Source organism: Paenibacillus phytohabitans (genome assembly GCF_013141775.1).
GTDB lineage: Bacteria > Bacillota > Bacilli > Paenibacillales > Paenibacillaceae > Paenibacillus_AQ > Paenibacillus_AQ phytohabitans.
Genome location: NZ_WHOB01000027.1, coordinates 259,655 through 275,619, shown reverse-complemented (window position 1 = coordinate 275,619; position 15,965 = coordinate 259,655). Strand labels below are relative to the sequence as shown.

General features: G+C 51.8%; 11 protein-coding genes. 10 read left to right on the top strand and 1 reads right to left on the bottom strand.

Annotation, left to right across the window (positions count from 1 at the left end):
- The 9 genes from GC101_RS36085 to GC101_RS11435 all read left to right on the top strand — a co-directional run.
- Positions 1–2,997 (top strand): beta strand repeat-containing protein (locus GC101_RS36085; RefSeq protein WP_171717357.1); only part of this gene is annotated, 2,997 nt, incomplete at its 5' end.
- A 201-nt stretch (positions 2,998–3,198) separates the two neighbouring features.
- Complete coding sequence (locus tag GC101_RS36520) at positions 3,199–4,305, top strand: alpha-helical endospore appendage domain-containing protein (RefSeq protein ID WP_216626559.1); 1,107 nt, start codon at positions 3,199–3,201, stop codon at positions 4,303–4,305.
- Between the two features lie 27 nt (positions 4,306–4,332).
- Entirely contained in the window at positions 4,333–5,442 is a 1,110-nt protein-coding gene (locus GC101_RS36515; protein ID WP_281365838.1) for an alpha-helical endospore appendage domain-containing protein, read from the top strand.
- A gap of 308 nt (positions 5,443–5,750) precedes the next feature.
- A complete protein-coding gene (locus GC101_RS36510) occupies positions 5,751–6,986 on the top strand; it encodes a collagen-like domain-containing protein (RefSeq protein ID WP_171717356.1) in 1,236 nt (411 codons plus the stop codon).
- 64 nt (positions 6,987–7,050) lie between these two features.
- The gene (locus GC101_RS36505; protein ID WP_171717355.1) at positions 7,051–8,265 is read left to right on the top strand and encodes a collagen-like protein; all 1,215 of its coding nucleotides are present in this window, start codon (positions 7,051–7,053) and stop codon (positions 8,263–8,265) included.
- 32 nt (positions 8,266–8,297) lie between these two features.
- Positions 8,298–10,622, top strand: a complete 2,325-nt coding sequence (locus GC101_RS36500; protein WP_216626558.1) for a WD40 repeat domain-containing protein — start codon at positions 8,298–8,300, stop codon at positions 10,620–10,622.
- Between the two features lie 127 nt (positions 10,623–10,749).
- Positions 10,750–11,631, top strand: a complete 882-nt coding sequence (rfbA, locus tag GC101_RS11445; protein WP_171717354.1) for a glucose-1-phosphate thymidylyltransferase RfbA — start codon at positions 10,750–10,752, stop codon at positions 11,629–11,631.
- Between the two features lie 36 nt (positions 11,632–11,667).
- Positions 11,668–13,437: a thiamine pyrophosphate-binding protein gene (locus tag GC101_RS11440; protein ID WP_171717353.1), complete on the top strand. Its 1,770-nt coding sequence runs from the start codon at positions 11,668–11,670 to the stop codon at positions 13,435–13,437.
- 83 nt (positions 13,438–13,520) lie between these two features.
- Positions 13,521–14,240: a glycosyltransferase gene (locus GC101_RS11435; RefSeq protein WP_171717352.1), complete on the top strand. Its 720-nt coding sequence runs from the start codon at positions 13,521–13,523 to the stop codon at positions 14,238–14,240.
- Between the two features lie 79 nt (positions 14,241–14,319).
- Here GC101_RS11435 and GC101_RS11430 read toward each other — a convergent pair whose 3' ends face one another.
- Complete coding sequence (locus tag GC101_RS11430) at positions 14,320–15,033, bottom strand: GT-D fold domain-containing glycosyltransferase (RefSeq protein ID WP_343049659.1); 714 nt, start codon at positions 15,031–15,033, stop codon at positions 14,320–14,322.
- A 174-nt stretch (positions 15,034–15,207) separates the two neighbouring features.
- Between GC101_RS11430 and GC101_RS11425 the strand changes: the two genes are divergently transcribed.
- Positions 15,208–15,945, top strand: coding sequence for a glycosyltransferase (locus GC101_RS11425; RefSeq protein ID WP_171717351.1), 738 nt, complete (start codon positions 15,208–15,210; stop codon positions 15,943–15,945).
- Positions 15,946–15,965: the final 20 nt, after the last annotated feature.

Sequence of the window (15,965 nt, the reverse complement as noted above, 5' to 3'; positions counted from 1 at the left end):
ACGGGGCTTACGGGCGAAACGGGAGCGACAGGGCTCACGGGTGAAACGGGAGCGACAGGGCTCACGGGTGAGACGGGGGCAACGGGTCTTACGGGAGAAACGGGAGTAACGGGGCTTACGGGAGAAACCGGGGCAACGGGGCTGACGGGTGAGACCGGGGCAACTGGGCTTACGGGTGAAACCGGAGAGACCGGGCTGACGGGCGAAACCGGGGCAACAGGGCTCACGGGCGAAACGGGAGCAACAGGGCTTACGGGTGAGACGGGAGCGACGGGGCTTACCGGTGAAACGGGAGCGACAGGGCTCACGGGTGAAACGGGTGAAACCGGACTCACAGGTGAAACGGGGATCACGGGGCTTACGGGTGAAACCGGGGTAACGGGGCTAACGGGTGAGACGGGAGCGACCGGGCTGACGGGTGAAACGGGAGCAACGGGGCTCACCGGAGAAACGGGAGCAATAGGGCTCACGGGTGAAACCGGAGCAACAGGGCTGACGGGTGAAACTGGGGCAACCGGGCTGACGGGAGAAACCGGGGCAACCGGACTCACTGGAGAAACGGGAGCGACGGGACTTACGGGTGAAACCGGAGCAACGGGGCTTACGGGTGAAACGGGAGCAACAGGGCTGACTGGTGAAACCGGAGCGACGGGGCTTACGGGTGAAACTGGGGCGACGGGGCTTACGGGTGAAACTGGGGCGACCGGGCTTACGGGTGAAACCGGAGCGACCGGGCTGACGGGCGAAACCGGGGCAACTGGGCTGACGGGTGAAACAGGAGCGACAGGGTTTACGGGTGAAACGGGAGCAACGGGGCTTACGGGTGAGACGGGAGCGACAGGGCTGACGGGTGAAACGGGAGCAACGGGGCTTACGGGTGAAACCGGAGCGATGGGGCTTACGGGTGAGACGGGAGCGACTGGGTTAACGGGTGAAACTGGGGCAACGGGTCTTACGGGATCCACAGGTGAGACAGGAGAAACGGGAGAGACCGGACTCACAGGTGAAACAGGGATCACAGGGCTTACGGGCGAAACGGGAGCGACCGGGCTTACGGGCGAAACGGGAGCGACAGGGCTCACGGGTGAAACGGGAGCCACGGGACTTACGGGAGAAACCGGAGCAACGGGGCTCACGGGAGAAACCGGAGCAACAGGACTTACGGGTGAAACTGGAGCGACAGGGCTGACGGGTGAAACGGGAGCAACGGGGCTTACGGGTGAAACGGGAGCAACGGGGCTTACGGGTGAAACGGGAGCGACAGGGCTTACGGGTGAAGCTGGGGCAACGGGACTTACGGGTGAAGCTGGGGCAACGGGACTTACGGGTGAAACTGGAGCGACTGGGCTGACGGGTGAAACGGGAGCAACGGGGCTTACGGGTGAAACCGGAGCGACAGGGCTTACGGGTGAAGCTGGGGCAACGGGACTCACGGGTGAAACTGGGGCGACCGGGCTGACGGGTGAAACTGGGACGACAGGGCTCACAGGAGAAACCGGAGCAACAGGACTCACGGGTGAAACGGGAGAGACGGGGCTTACGGGTGAAACCGGAGCAACGGGGCTTACGGGTGAAACCGGGGCAACGGGGTTGACGGGTGAGACGGGAGCGACCGGGCTTACGGGTGAAACGGGGCTGACTGGTGAAACTGGGGCGACCGGGCTGACGGGAGAAACCGGGGCAACCGGGCTCACTGGAGAAACGGGAGCGACGGGACTTACGGGAGAAACCGGAGCAACGGGGCTTACGGGTGAAACGGGAGCAACAGGGCTGACTGGTGAAACCGGAGCGACGGGGCTTACGGGTGAAACTGGGGCGACCGGGCTTACGGGTGAAACTGGGGCGACGGGACTTACGGGAGAAACGGGAGCAACAGGGCTAACGGGTGAAACGGGAGCGACTGGGCTCACTGGAGCAACCGGAGCAACGGGGCTCACGGGAGACCGTGGTCCAACAGGACTCACGGGATTAAATATTGTTGAAACAGGAGCGACAGGCCCAACAGGACCGACAGGTCTAGTAGGACCAACTGGAACAAAGGGTAAAGATGGAGATAACGGAACCAACGGCGAAGACGGTTTTACCGGTGCTACCGGGCTCACAGGAGAGAATGGAGCAACAGGTCTCACAGGTGACACCGGGGCTACTGGGTTGACGGGAGCTACTGGAGCTACTGGAGCTACTGGCTTAACGGGTGAAACGGGGGCAACTGGTCAGACGGGAACCACGGGGCATACAGGAGAAACCGGAGCAACGGGAGACACTGGGGCTACCGGACTCACAGGCGAGACTGGAGCAACAGGGCTCACAGGTGACACCGGCGCTACTGGGTTGACTGGTGCTGCCGGAGCTACTGGCCTAACGGGAGCAACGGGGGCAACTGGTCAGACAGGAACCACGGGGCATACAGGAGAAACAGGGGCAACGGGTGTTACTGGTAATACCGGAGCTACCGGTCTGACTGGAGAAACTGGGGCAACAGGTTTGACTGGACCCACGGGCTTTACTGGAGCTACTGGGATGACGGGTGTTGGTATCGTAGGTCCGACCGGATCGTTGTCTCAGAATTATGCCCAATTTTACTTTAAAGGGCCTAGTGTTGAGGCATCTAGTGATAACTTCCCTATTCCCCATTTCGCAATCATTCACAATTCCAGCAGTGGAGATGCTATAGGGCCTGATAGTCAGGATACTGATATATTTGTTGTCGAAAGCGGCAGCTACCTGATTCTGTATCAAGCTAATATTCAGTCTAGTGCTGACCAACCGGCTGGTTTGGAGCTTATTATTGACGGTACGCCTAAACCTTTGACTCAAATTGCTGCTCCAATTATGAGTGAGCCTTCAATTGTACATGGAACCTACATCTTTATAGCCGATGAACCCTCGACGATACAGTTGGCACTTATGTACCAGAATACTGTGGTGACCAGTCATTTTCATGGTAATCCTAGGTCTTTTCCTGCGGCAAAGGTCACTATAGTCCAGCTTAGTTAAAGCCTACAATAAATTGTGATGCTCTGTAATATTGTTCCGTTAAGGCCAGCCGGAAATCGTGCTGGCCTTATTTATATCCGGTACCAGAGCGAGTGGAAAAGATAATTGATTTATTCTTACATAGCCTGGACTGATTAACGAACCATTTGCTGTGACCGACATATGATGGACTATTCTAAACAAGAAAGGAGAGGATTTGATTTGTCTCAAGCCAATTTGCCGAACATTACTCCATCGATTTCACTTACCCGGAACGACGCCATTAATATGATGCTGGCAGCGATCGCCATGGAAGAATTAGGCCTTAGCCACGTCATTAATGCAGAAGGGGAGAAGCTGCAATATGTGCTGGGAACTCTTCCTGGAGTAACAGCTCCGGTGGTTAACATTTCCAATCTTCAGGATATTACTTTGAGCATCAGGGGGTTGTTGGGGGAAACCGTTAAAAGCGCTTGGTTACAGACCAGCCAACTGGAGAGTCTGCTTGCAGCACCAACGGATTACGGTCCTACAGGAGCGGTTGGCCCAACGGGCCCAGACGAAGGTCCACCGGGTCCAAGAGGTCTGCCGGGTCCAATAGGAGATACTGGTGATGAGGGGGCGACTGGCTCTACCGGAATAACTGGTTTCATCGGTTTAACAGGTCAGCCAGGTTCAACCGGGGACACAGGTTTCACAGCCGAAACGGGGGGCACTGGAGCGACTGGAGCCACAGGTCTGACTGGTGAGACAGGAGCCACAGGTGCGACGGGTGAAACTGGAGCTACAGGAGAAACTGGAGCTACAGGTCTGACGGGTGAAACTGGAGCTATAGGAGCAACAGGTGTTACCGGAGAAACTGGTGTTACCGGAGCCACCGGATTAACCGGTGTTACCGGCATACCTGCAGTAGACCGGTTGCTGTCCTCCGGCACTGTAACAACTGTGGGTGCAGGGGACCCGGTAGTTTTTGACACAGACGATTATAGTAGCGGTTCGAGCATCAACCGTGGGATTGGTGGATCCTTTAATTTGCTGAATAATGATGTTCTGGGTGTAAATGAGCCTGCTCTATACTATGTCCAATATTCGGCCAACGCGGTTTCCGCGGCCGGGGAGGGAATGGAACTGTCGCTATTACTCAACGGAACTCCCATTGAAGCGAGTCAAGCAATATCTACTATTCCGGCCGCTCCAAATGTGGTGGCGGGTGGCAGCATTTTCCCAACGGATATTGCTGAAAATCCCAATACACTGACATTGAACAATACCGGTGCAGGCGATCTTACCAGTGTCGATGCTATGATTTCGATTATTAAATTGATTTAACCCATTCCACACAGAGGAGTTGATTCCATGTCTCAGGCTAACTTGCCTAATATCACCCCAACGATAAATATTACTAGGGATGATGCTGTCAACCTATTGCTGTCTTCTATTGCAATGGAAGAATTGGGACTCAGTCATATTATCAATGCCGAAGGAGAGAAGCTGCAGTATATCCTAGGGACCTTACCTGGAGTTACAGCTCCTGAAGCAACCATTGGCGATGTGCTTGCCATGAATGATAGTGTAAGAAATATGATGCGTGATATTGTCAAAAAAGAATTTATTCTCACTAACAAACTGGAGACGGTGCTCTCCGCTTCTATAATGGTAGGTCCTACGGGAGCTACAGGTGCTACAGGTAATCCGGGAGGACCTCCAGGTCCTGAAGGCGCTCAAGGTGAGGCTGGACTGCAAGGTCCAATAGGCGCGACCGGGGCAACCGGAGAGTCGGGTGTCACAGGGCTAACGGGAGAAACGGGAGCCACTGGGCTCACTGGGTTTACTGGTGAGACCGGAGAGACAGGTGCTACAGGACTGACTGGAGAGACCGGTGTTACAGGTGAAACTGGCGCTACAGGGCTTACAGGGGAAGCCGGCGCTACAGGTGAGACTGGACTAACCGGAGAGACAGGTGCTACAGGGCTAACCGGTGCTACTGGGCTGACCGGAGAGACCGGGGCCACAGGGCTAACCGGAGAGACCGGCATTGCCTTCTTCGCAGACTACAACTCTGCAGGAACTACCGAATTATTGATAGGTGCTGGAGATCCAATAGTCTGGGATGTTCCAGGACCGCAAAGTGGTGCTATTGTACTTGGTGCTGGCGGGACACACTTTAATTTACCGGAAAACTCTACAATATTCGTGCAATTTTATGCGAGTGGCATTAACCCCAGTCCAGGAGGTCCAATGATTTTTGAATTGTACAACACAGATCTTGGCGGAGGACAGTTAGGTCCTGTCCCGGGAGGGGAGGCAAGCTCTCCTATAGGAACTGACGCTATTGCAACTGTATCAGGTGGTGGTATTGTACAGACAACAACAGCGCAAGGTGTAGCTCTGTACAATCTCACTGGGGAGCCTATCGGAGAAGGTACAGCTTTCAGTGCCAACATCCAGTTGATCAGAATTAACTAATTCACGTGAGTAAGAATGCCAAGGCGCCGAGATCATTCAATCCCGGTGCCTTGCTGTGTTATAGCCGCAGGGACGCTAGACAATTCGCCTGTTTACAGTTGCTTTCAGCAATATCCCATACCAAATGGATTCAACTGCATAGAATATAACATGCTGCCGGACCAAGCGGATCTATAAGATATCTTACTTATAGTGGACTTGGACAAACCATGGGCCGCATAAAATAGTATCGGAGGTGTTGTTGGGCAGCGCAGTCGTGCAATAGACGGCAAACAAAATTATGAAAGAGAAAGAAGGGTTGTGTCCACATGTCATCATTAATTCCGGTTCAACTGGGAAGTCCGGGAGCGGCATTACGGTTGGAAAGTCCTGTACTGCTGGAAGAAAGCCACCCCTTGACCCAAATTGATTTCAGCGTACCATTGACCTTCCAGCCGGCTGTGTCCGGCAATTATCACTTAATCGTTCAGTTATCGGTTTTGAAAGACGGGCAAGTCATTCGCACCCTCACGGACCCTTATATCGGCAGCGGCAACGCAGGGGAATCGCTTATAGCCGATGTGAATGTGAACATCACAGGGAGCTTCAATCAAGGAGCACATCAGTTTGAATTGGAGTTAAGTATTCTGTCATACCAGAATATTCAGGCAAATCCACTGTTAGGTGTCCCTGCTGTCTCTGTACAAGGGTCGACTGCTGCAGAGGATGATATTGGTCCAACTGGTCCGCCGGGACCTCAAGGTCATGCTGGCACGCGGGGACCATATGGTCCCACCGGAACTACAGGTCCCACCGGAGCGACCGGCGTGGGAATCATCACTGGAGCGCAGGGGCCAAAGGGACCAACAGGACCCACGGGTGTCATTGCCGCTACAGGGGACGGAGGTGGAACGGGAGCAACTGGGCATACAGGAGCTGATGGTATAGGTATTCCCGGGCCGACTGGTGCCACGGGAGTCGGAGCGACCGGAGCGACCGGATATGGGCCAGCAGGATCGACAGGGGATACCGGAGCACAAGGGGTGACCGGGTCAACCGGACCGGGCTCGAATATAGCCGGGCCAACCGGACCGGTAGGACCTACTGGTGCGACAGGACCTAGCCGGGCTTTGCCGATGGTTGTAAGCGATACTCTGCTGGTGAGAAGCCCCGCGGTAGGGCAAGGACAGATTGTTGGCCAGCTTCCGCCGGTGGAGGTTAATGCGGCGGATCAATGTGTATTAGTCGAAGGAACACTTCAGATTGGGTATGGAAACCCAGCTAATTTTACATTCACCAATACAGTTTTTTACCAGGTGTATAGAGATGGTCAGGCAATAGGCTCAGGTCTATTTTGGACTCTGAATTATAATTATTATAATTCTCCAGGGTTCAATACCTTATCATCCCAACAACCTCTGGCATTTATGGCGATCGATGAGAATCCGCCGCTTGGTCTGCATAATTATACGCTGTCAGTTAATGTCGGCCCAGTCTCAAGCAATACAACAATCGCCTATGAATCCTTCAACGCAACGGCAAGCGTATTTCGTAAAGGTAACTGAGCAGCATCAATTCATATGTAGACATGGATACAAAAGTATCTGAGAAAGAAGGAGTTGAGCGTACGTGACGGAGATCTATTCGTCGCTTCCTCTGGGAAGCGGCAATGTACTGATTCTTGCGGACATCCGGACAGATGTGGAACAGACGGCCGCTTCTGCAGAATTGCGGTTGGCCGTGCCACTGCTGCTGAGTGTTCTGACGCCAGGGTACTACCATCTGCACCTGGAATATGAACTGTGGAGGGAAAATGCGCTTGTAATAGCACGAAACGTATCGATAGAATCGCTGGCATCCACCTCCGGGTTGATCCAGACAGAAGCGATTATAAGCTTCAGCGATCAATTACCCGCTGGCATCCACCATTATGAGTTGAGACTGAAGGATCTTCATCATCAGAATATTGCTTCCTATATCCGGGTAGGTTCGCCGTTGCTGCAGACCGGACCCGGGCCTATTATATTTGCGGGACCTTTCGGTCCTCAGGGTGCGACCGGCCCTACGGGTCCGACCGGTATAACCGGAGATGCAGGGTCTGAAGGAAATCCGGGGAACCCCGGGCTTTCGCTCCCCGGTCCAACCGGGGCAACCGGTCTTACGGGGGCAACTGGAGCAACAGCTTATCTGGGAGAGGCTAAAGGATACACTGGTGAGACGGGCGCGACAGGATTAGGCACTAATGGCCCGACGGGATTGACAGGAGCGGGAGTGACTGGAGCTACAGGTGATGGAATCACAGGCGACACCGGTCCAGTGGGTCCGACAGGAGCAACGGGTTTCACCGGTCCGCCTGGAACGGACGGCGAACAGGGGAATACGGGACCAACCGGTGCAATTGGAACCACTGGAGCAACGGTAAACAGTACCTATATCCCCACATTAAATTACAGTATTATTCCCTATACAGTCATTAATCTCAATAATTCTCATGTGCTCGCCTCCCTCCCGGTGGCTCCTCTAGAGTCAGACGTATTCCAGATAGAGGGTTATTTGGATATATATTGGGAAAAAGGTGGAAATCATCAAAATAACAGCGGGATAAAAATAACCTTTACTCTGGCTGACAGTTTTGGTACCCCACTCTATCAATACAGCAATTATTGGCAGAAACAAACGCTTGACTATGCCAGTGTTGAACAAGTGCATCCATTTCTAGTGATGTATAGCGGGCCGGCGACGACGATGACGCTCAGCGTACTGATAACCGGAGACGCTCAAGATCGATGGGAACTGGCCGCATTTGGTGCCTTAACCGCCGCCTTACTTCCCGATAACACCTGAAACTCGGAAACTATCAAAGGAGTGATGAAATTATGTCGACGCTTAAGTCTCTTCCCTTGGGTGTGCCGGGACCGGTGATTCACTTGGCAGAGACTCTCGAAATCATTGCAGCGCAGCCTCATGCGCAGGTTACCTTCCATATCCCGCTTGTATTCCAGAGCATTACTCCCGGTCCCTCCTTGCTGCGGATTGAACTGGAAACTACCCTCTCCGGAAGTCTGATTCAGACCCAATTGGTCACCTTATCCCATGCCGGTCTGGAGGAAGCGGCAAGAACGATGCAGGTGACAGTCAACCATCCGGCCCATCCTGGAACCTATGCTTACAGTATTAAGGCCAGAGTGATAAGTCATAGCAACATCAAGGACAGTCCATCTATAGGAAGGGCTGTTGCCGGCATCGCCTCCGTTGAAGCGGCGAGAGCCGTTAGCGGAGCTACCGGCCCTACCGGCCCTACCGGAACGACCGGTAACAGGGGGTATAAAGGCTTCCCTGGTAACCCTGGCCCTAATGGACCGACGGGAGCGACAGGCTACGGAGCTACTGGTCCTACAGGAGCCACGGGAGATCCTGGGCCGCCGGCGAGCCTCACCGGAGGTGTTGGCGTTGGACCAACTGGTCCTACCGGTCCAACCGGGCTGACAGGAATTGGCGCCACAGGGCAGACCGGCCCTTCTGTGACAGGAGCGACAGGAGGAAGCGAAAAAGGTGCGGAAGGGGCAGTAGGTGCCGAAGGACTACCGGGACCAGATGGCCCCGCAGGCTCGGGAGGCAAAGGTCCTGACGGTCCGATTGGACCCACCGGTCCGCAAGGGGTAACTGGCGCACCATTACCTCCTGTCCAGTATCAATACACAACTGATCCGCTACGACTCAGCTATGGTGAACAGAATGTCCTCACCCTGGCTAGCCTGCAAACGGAGTATGGAGAGAATGTATTATTGCAGGGTAATCTCCTTATAACCTTTCAACCGATACAGCTTGCTCAAAGAATCCCCATCCTTGTCAGTGTACTTTATAATGGTATAGTCATTAAACAGTATGATTTTCGTTCCATTCCACAAGGTTATGGATTCGGCGTTCCCTTTCCCGATCCCGGTGAGAAGGCGAGCGTAGAATTCCCCTTCAGCCTGACGCATGCTCCTGCCCCCGGAGCAGCAGTATACTCGGTCCAAGTAGAGATCAATTTTATTGTCAATGATGGGTTCCCTATAACGGTGGAGAGCAGGTATTTATTGGCCGAAGTGGTGGGACCGGGACTGCCTTATAACCGGAATGCAACAGCGTATTACCTTGCTTCGGGCGGGGTTGAGATATTCAATGCTATTTCAGGACCTACAAGACACGTGGCTATGGATAATAATATAAAAGGCTCTTTAACCGCTGCTTATGCCGCTTCCGGAGACGGGAATTATATTTACTATGCAGTACAAGATAGACTGTACCGGTTCAACACGCAGGCACAAACCGTGGATTGGGGAATAGATTTGAATGAGGATGCGTACGTCACAGATCTGCTGCTAATGCCTGACCAGAGGTATCTCTTCATCTCAGATAGTGCAGGCACTACGCTCCAAATCTATGATCTGGTGAACATGAGTACTGTCAATACTTTGCCCATGGAATCGAACGTGCTCTTCTCTGCCGCCTCTCCCGACAACAGGTATGCTTTCTTCTATATCTACACAGGCCAGGTTCACGCCTATGAGATGAGTACGGCTACGCTTATCAAGAATATTTTCGGTAATTTTGGTACGGAACCGCATCCGGGTTTCTCCAACCCTTTGGTAGTTACACCCGACAGCAAGGAAGTGCGGTTTACTGACAATTTGCAATTCGCCTCATACATGTATGCGGAGATTGGGAACTTCAGCAACAGGGGCACTAAGGCAGCGTCAGATCAACCGAATTCCAAATGGGGTATTCGGATATTAGAGACCGGTGAGTCGTATGTGATGGACAACGGAGAGGACCCCGGTAACACAGCAGCACTATTAATCAGACGTCTTGATCAGAATGGAGACATGACAACTAGCTGGCCAGGTCCGGACGGTATGTTTGCCCTCGTCCTGTCACCGGATGAACAGTGGGTATGCGCCCAAGGGACTCAGGAGCTGGTACTGATATCAACAGACACTTTGATTTCGCAGACCATCCCAATGACGGATAACACTCTTCAGGGCGGGCTGAATTTTACGGGAGACAGCCTTTATATTGTTACTATCGGAGCAAGGCATGTTTACTCTGTGAGCGTGGTTGATTTCTCGGTCAGAAGCTTTGAGCTATCTCAAGACTTTGAAGATTGGCCACTGAACTATTCCCTCTCCAGCGGAGCTTACAAGACACAAAGCAAATAAAAGCGAAGCTAGCGCAAACTCCAACAATACCTAGATCAACTCTTTTGGTTCCAGGAACCATGGAGTTGATCTTCATTTCATACCAAGTGGACAAGGGTAGAATCTATTTAGAGCGGGAGTGATAAGAGTGAAGGGAATCATCCTGGCGGGCGGCTCGGGAACGAGGCTGCATCCGCTGACGAAGTCGATATCGAAGCAGATTCTGCCGGTGTATGACAAGCCGATGATCTATTATCCATTGTCCGTCCTTATGCTGGCGGGCATACGGGATATCCTGATTATCTCCACTGGGAGAGATATCCAGCTGTTCCGGAACTTGCTGGGAAGCGGTGAACAACTCGGGTTGTCGTTTCAGTATGCGGTTCAGGATCAGCCGCGCGGACTTGCGGAGGCGTTCCTTATCGGCGAAGAATTCATCGGCAAGGATCAGGTGTGCATGATTCTGGGCGACAACATTTTCTATGGGCAAAGCTTCAGCGCCATTCTGGAGAAGGCTGTTCTGCGGCAGGAAGGCGCCACAATATTCGGCTGCCGGGTACAAGATCCGTCGGCCTATGGTGTTGTCGAATTCGATGTAACTGGCAAGGCGGTTTCGCTTGAAGAGAAGCCACTCTTTCCACGGTCGCATTATGCGATCCCGGGTTTGTACTTCTATGACCACCAGGTGGTGGAGATCGCCAGACGTATTAAGCCCTCACGGCGCGGTGAAATCGAGATCACCGATGTCAACACGGAGTATATGAGACGAGGCCAATTAAACGTGGAACTATTCGGCAGAGGAATGGCCTGGCTGGATACGGGAACACCTGACTCGCTTCTGGAGGCGGCCAATCTGGTGGAGACCCTACAGAAGCGGCAAGGGCTATATGTAGCCTGTATAGAAGAGATCGCGTTTAACAGAGGCTATATTACCAAGGAGCAGCTTCAGGAGCTGGCCAGACCGCTGAGCAAGCTGGCGTACGGACAATACTTGTCGAGCATAGCAGAAGAATCTTTTGCAGCGAAATAAAGGACAATATCTGCAGAGAGTAAGGAGTGAGATCCCTTGAAATTATCTGATTATGTTATCGACTGTCTCAAGCAACAAGGCATATCTCATGTATTTGAATTTATAGGCGGGGCCATTGTTCATTTGCTGGATTCCGTTTCATATAGAGATGATATGGAATGCGTTTCTGTACGTCATGAACAAGCAGGTGCCTTTGCGGCTGAAGCTTATGCCAGAATGAACGGGAAGCTTGGAGTTGCCATGGCAACGAGTGGACCGGGAGCCCTGAATTTGCTTACCGGTATAGGCAGCTGCTACTTCGATTCTGTTCCTTGCTTGTTTATCACGGGACAGGTAAATACCTATGAGTATAAATTTGACCGTCCCGTAAGGCAGATTGGATTTCAAGAGACTGATATTGTCAGTGTGGTGAAGCCATTGACTAAATATGCTGCTATGGTTACAGCGGCGGATCAAATAAGATTTGAATTAGAAAAAGCAATATGTCTTGCTCAGAATGGCCGTCCGGGTCCGGTATTATTAGATATTCCGATGAATCTTCAGAGGGCACAAATAGAACCGGAGAACTTAGCCAGCTTCTACGATAGTGAAGAATATAATGACCTTTCGAAAGGTTCGAAGGATATAAGTGATTCTGTTATTTCAGAAGTTATTAGAATGTTAGGTGCAGCCAAGAGACCGCTGATTCTGGCAGGTGGTGGAGTAAGGGTTAGCCAATCTACAGCTGCACTGTCCCAGTTCATTGAAAAGTCACGAATACCCATAGTTACTTCATTGATGGGGATCGACGTGATAACTCATGATCATCCCTTATATTCAGGTTTAATTGGATCGTACGGCAACCGGTACAGCAATCTGATTCTGGCGAATTGTGACTTGTTACTCATCTTCGGATCCAGACTGGATAGCAGACAAACCGGAACCAGGCCGGATACCTTTGCGCGCGGTGCTAACAAAATACATGTTGATATTGATCATAATGAGCTTAATAGCAAGGTTACTGCAACTCTCACCGTTCAAGCCGATTTGAAGGACTTTTTGGTAAAAATGAATGCTGCATTCTCAGAAGTTCGCCCGCCGGATATTACCGGGTGGTTAGCTTTCATTAAGGAATTGAAAGGGCAATATCCCACGTATTCTTTTACCCCAACTGCTAATGAAATTGAACCGAACCGCTTTATGGAGCTGCTGTCTTCCAAGTCTAAGCAATTCACTGCAGTCTGCCTTGATGTTGGCCAGCATCAGATGTGGGCTTCCCAATCCTTTAAGCTATCCGGGCATCAACGATTACTCAATTCCGGCGGAATGGGGGCTATGGGCTTTGCATTGCCGGCAGCAATTGGTGCTTCCCTGGCAACAGGTGGCGAAACTCTCGTTATTGCCGGAGACGGTGGCTTTCAGCTGAATATACAGGAATTAGATACTATTGTCCGGCTGAATCTACCCATAAAAATAGTGGTTATGAATAATAGCTCATTGGGAATGGTAAGGCAGTTCCAGGATTTGTATTTCGAGGGCAGACAACAATCTACGGTGAATCCCAATCCTTCATTCATTGATATTGTTAAAGCCTACGCAATCCCGGCTTATCAAATGAACACGATGGATGAGGTTCATCAGCTTGAACAGTTCCTGAACACTGCCGGACCCGCTTTTATTGAAGTGAAGTTAGAAAAGAAAACCGAAGTTCATCCCAAATTAGTTGTAAATAGACCTATTGAGGATATGTATCCGTATCTGGACAGGGAAGAATTGAAAAGAATAATGCTGATCGACCTTGTGGATGAGATGGACCTTCCTACTTGATTACCCCCATTCAGAACCTCCGTGCATATAAACTTTTTCGGACTTTGTGCATATCATGTAAAAACATGCAGGAGGTTAAACCAATGGGGAATATCATCGTTTTCGAGATCGACTTCAACACCTCGGGCTTGAAGCCGAACCGGCTCACCAGACAATGGTTCAAAGAGAGAATCGGGATCTTTCGGAGATTCACCTTGAAAAGCCTGGAGGCGCAGACCAACCAGCAATTTCTGGCTGTTGTCAAGCTAGCCCGTGACTGGAGTGACATGGTAGAGGAAGAAATGGCGCAGCACCCGCCCTTGCCGGCTAACATCCGCTTTGGAACTAACCTGGAGAGCAACAGAAGCATTGCTTCCTGGGTCCGGGAGGTCCGGCAAGCCCGGCAGAATCCCTATAAGGGTCAAGAGCGGAATTTATTCATCACAAGAATCGGCTTCGATGATTTGTATCACAAGAGCTTTGTGCAGCAGCTGCATGATTACATTCCCTTGCCCGGCACTGTCGCACTGGTGAATCAGAAGGGATACCTCTGGGACACCGTTCATGGGCAAATGGCTCCGCTATTTTATTCATCGCCTCAGTTTTATGTCATTCTATATTCAGCCAGCGCCTATCTCTCCGGAGTACGCATCATGATTCCCGGCAATGGCCACCGTAATGTAATGAAGCTGCCCCATGAGGTCCTGAAGGACCGGAATTACGTTGATGTCATTCATGCTTTGTCTGTTACAGCCCCCACAGTGCCGCTTGTAGACCGTCTTTCCACTACGGAAATGGAGCATGTGCTCGCGGAATTCATATGATATTGCCATTCAGCAGCACCGGAAATAGCAGCCCACTGGGCTGCTATTTTGATGTTCAGAGCTGTGTTAATCCTCTGGCTTAATTCGCTCTGCCCTGCAGCAGAATATTGCTGGCCTTGCCGAAATCAAGCGCGGCTTTGCCTGTCCGTTCTGCCGTTTGCTGTGCCAGCACGACTGCATTGACACCGCAGGAGAACAAAGCTATATCAAAGCTGTTCGCATAAGCCTCCACCTGCTTCAAGGTTTCCTCTATTTGCTCGTACCGCTCCACCACAAGGGTCTGTGTGACTTTAATGCTATAAGGCCAGGTGGCCAGAATATTGCGGATGGGCTTCGGCTTGGCTGTTGCCAGCAGCACCCGGCGGCCGCGGAGCAGATCCCAGAACCGGGAACTGACAGCCCACTCGCGGTTGATGCAGGCATGGCAGAGGGCAGAGGGAGTAATTCCGTAATGAAGGAAGACCGAATCGGTCAGCATCCGCTTCAGATGCACCGGGGCTTTAATACTCATGTCGTCATAAGGCAGGATGCCCACGATGTCAGCCTTTTTCACAGAGGCAATGAGTTGATCCCGCAAAACAAGATTAGGCAGAAATGTTCCTTTAAGACCCTTGTTTGCTTTCATCGCCCAAGGCTCCTTCAGCACCTCCTGTATCGGCCAAACCCCGTCCTGGGCAAGCACAAGATTCTCCCCGTCGCCTACCCGCACAAGTGAATAAGGAAGGCGGTGAGTAAGTGCATGCTCCAGCCTCCCCAGCACCTCATACTGCTCCAAATAAACGCCGTAGTCCACAATAACCCTCCCCAATCTTTGTTGGAACATCATATGCTTGGGGAGGTCTGGTTAATTGTACCCCTGACTATTTTGATAGAAATCCATAAATAATCGCTGAAGAATAGACGGACATACAGGCTTTTACGGACTTCGTGCATATAGTGGCATAAACAGACCGCAGGAGGTTGAACAGTGGGGAAAACTATCGTGATCGAAATTAACTTCAACAATTATGGCATGAACCCGAACCGCCTTACCCGGGAATGGATTAGCGAAAGAATCCGTGTTTTCCGGAGATTCACCTTAAAAAGCCTGGAGGCGCAGACCAATCAGCAATTTCTGGCTGTCGTCAAGCTTGCCGGAGGGTGCAGCGGTATTGTAGAGGAAGAATTAGCGCAGTACCCGCCCTTGCCGGGCAATATCCGGTTTGGGACTACCGCAGAGAGCAACCTGCACATTGCTTCATGGGTCCAGGAGGTCCGTAAAGCTCAAGAGCTTCATCCTGTCCGGCATTACCGGGATTTGTTCATTGCCAGACTCGATTCGGACGATTTGTATCACCGGACCTTTGTGCAGCAGTTGCATGATTATACCCCCTTACCCGGCACCGATGCGCTGGTGAATCAAAGGGGATATCTGTGGGATTCCGTTCAAGGGCAAATGGCGCCGGTATTCTATTCTTCCCCGCAGTTTTATGTCTTTCTGTATTCGGCCGATGCCTACCTTGCCGGTGAACGGATCGCCATTCCCGGCAAAGGCCACCATAATGTGGCTTTGCTGCCCCATGAGGTTTTTAAAGCCAGGAATTTCGTCAATGTCGTTCATTCCTCCAATGTATCTGTCAAAAAAGTGCCATCCGAAAACCGTCTCTCCAGAGAAGAAATGAAACATGTGCTGGCAGAATTCATGTCGGAGGTTGAATATAACTAAAGTCAGGACGAGAGAAGGAG

Coding starts and splice junctions, on each gene's coding strand:
- GC101_RS36515 (WP_281365838.1), top strand. CDS start 4,333: ATGTCTCAGGCTAACTTGCCTAATATCACCCCAACGATAAATATTACT.
- GC101_RS36510 (WP_171717356.1), top strand. CDS start 5,751: ATGTCATCATTAATTCCGGTTCAACTGGGAAGTCCGGGAGCGGCATTA.
- GC101_RS36500 (WP_216626558.1), top strand. CDS start 8,298: ATGTCGACGCTTAAGTCTCTTCCCTTGGGTGTGCCGGGACCGGTGATT.
- GC101_RS11435 (WP_171717352.1), top strand. CDS start 13,521: ATGGGGAATATCATCGTTTTCGAGATCGACTTCAACACCTCGGGCTTG.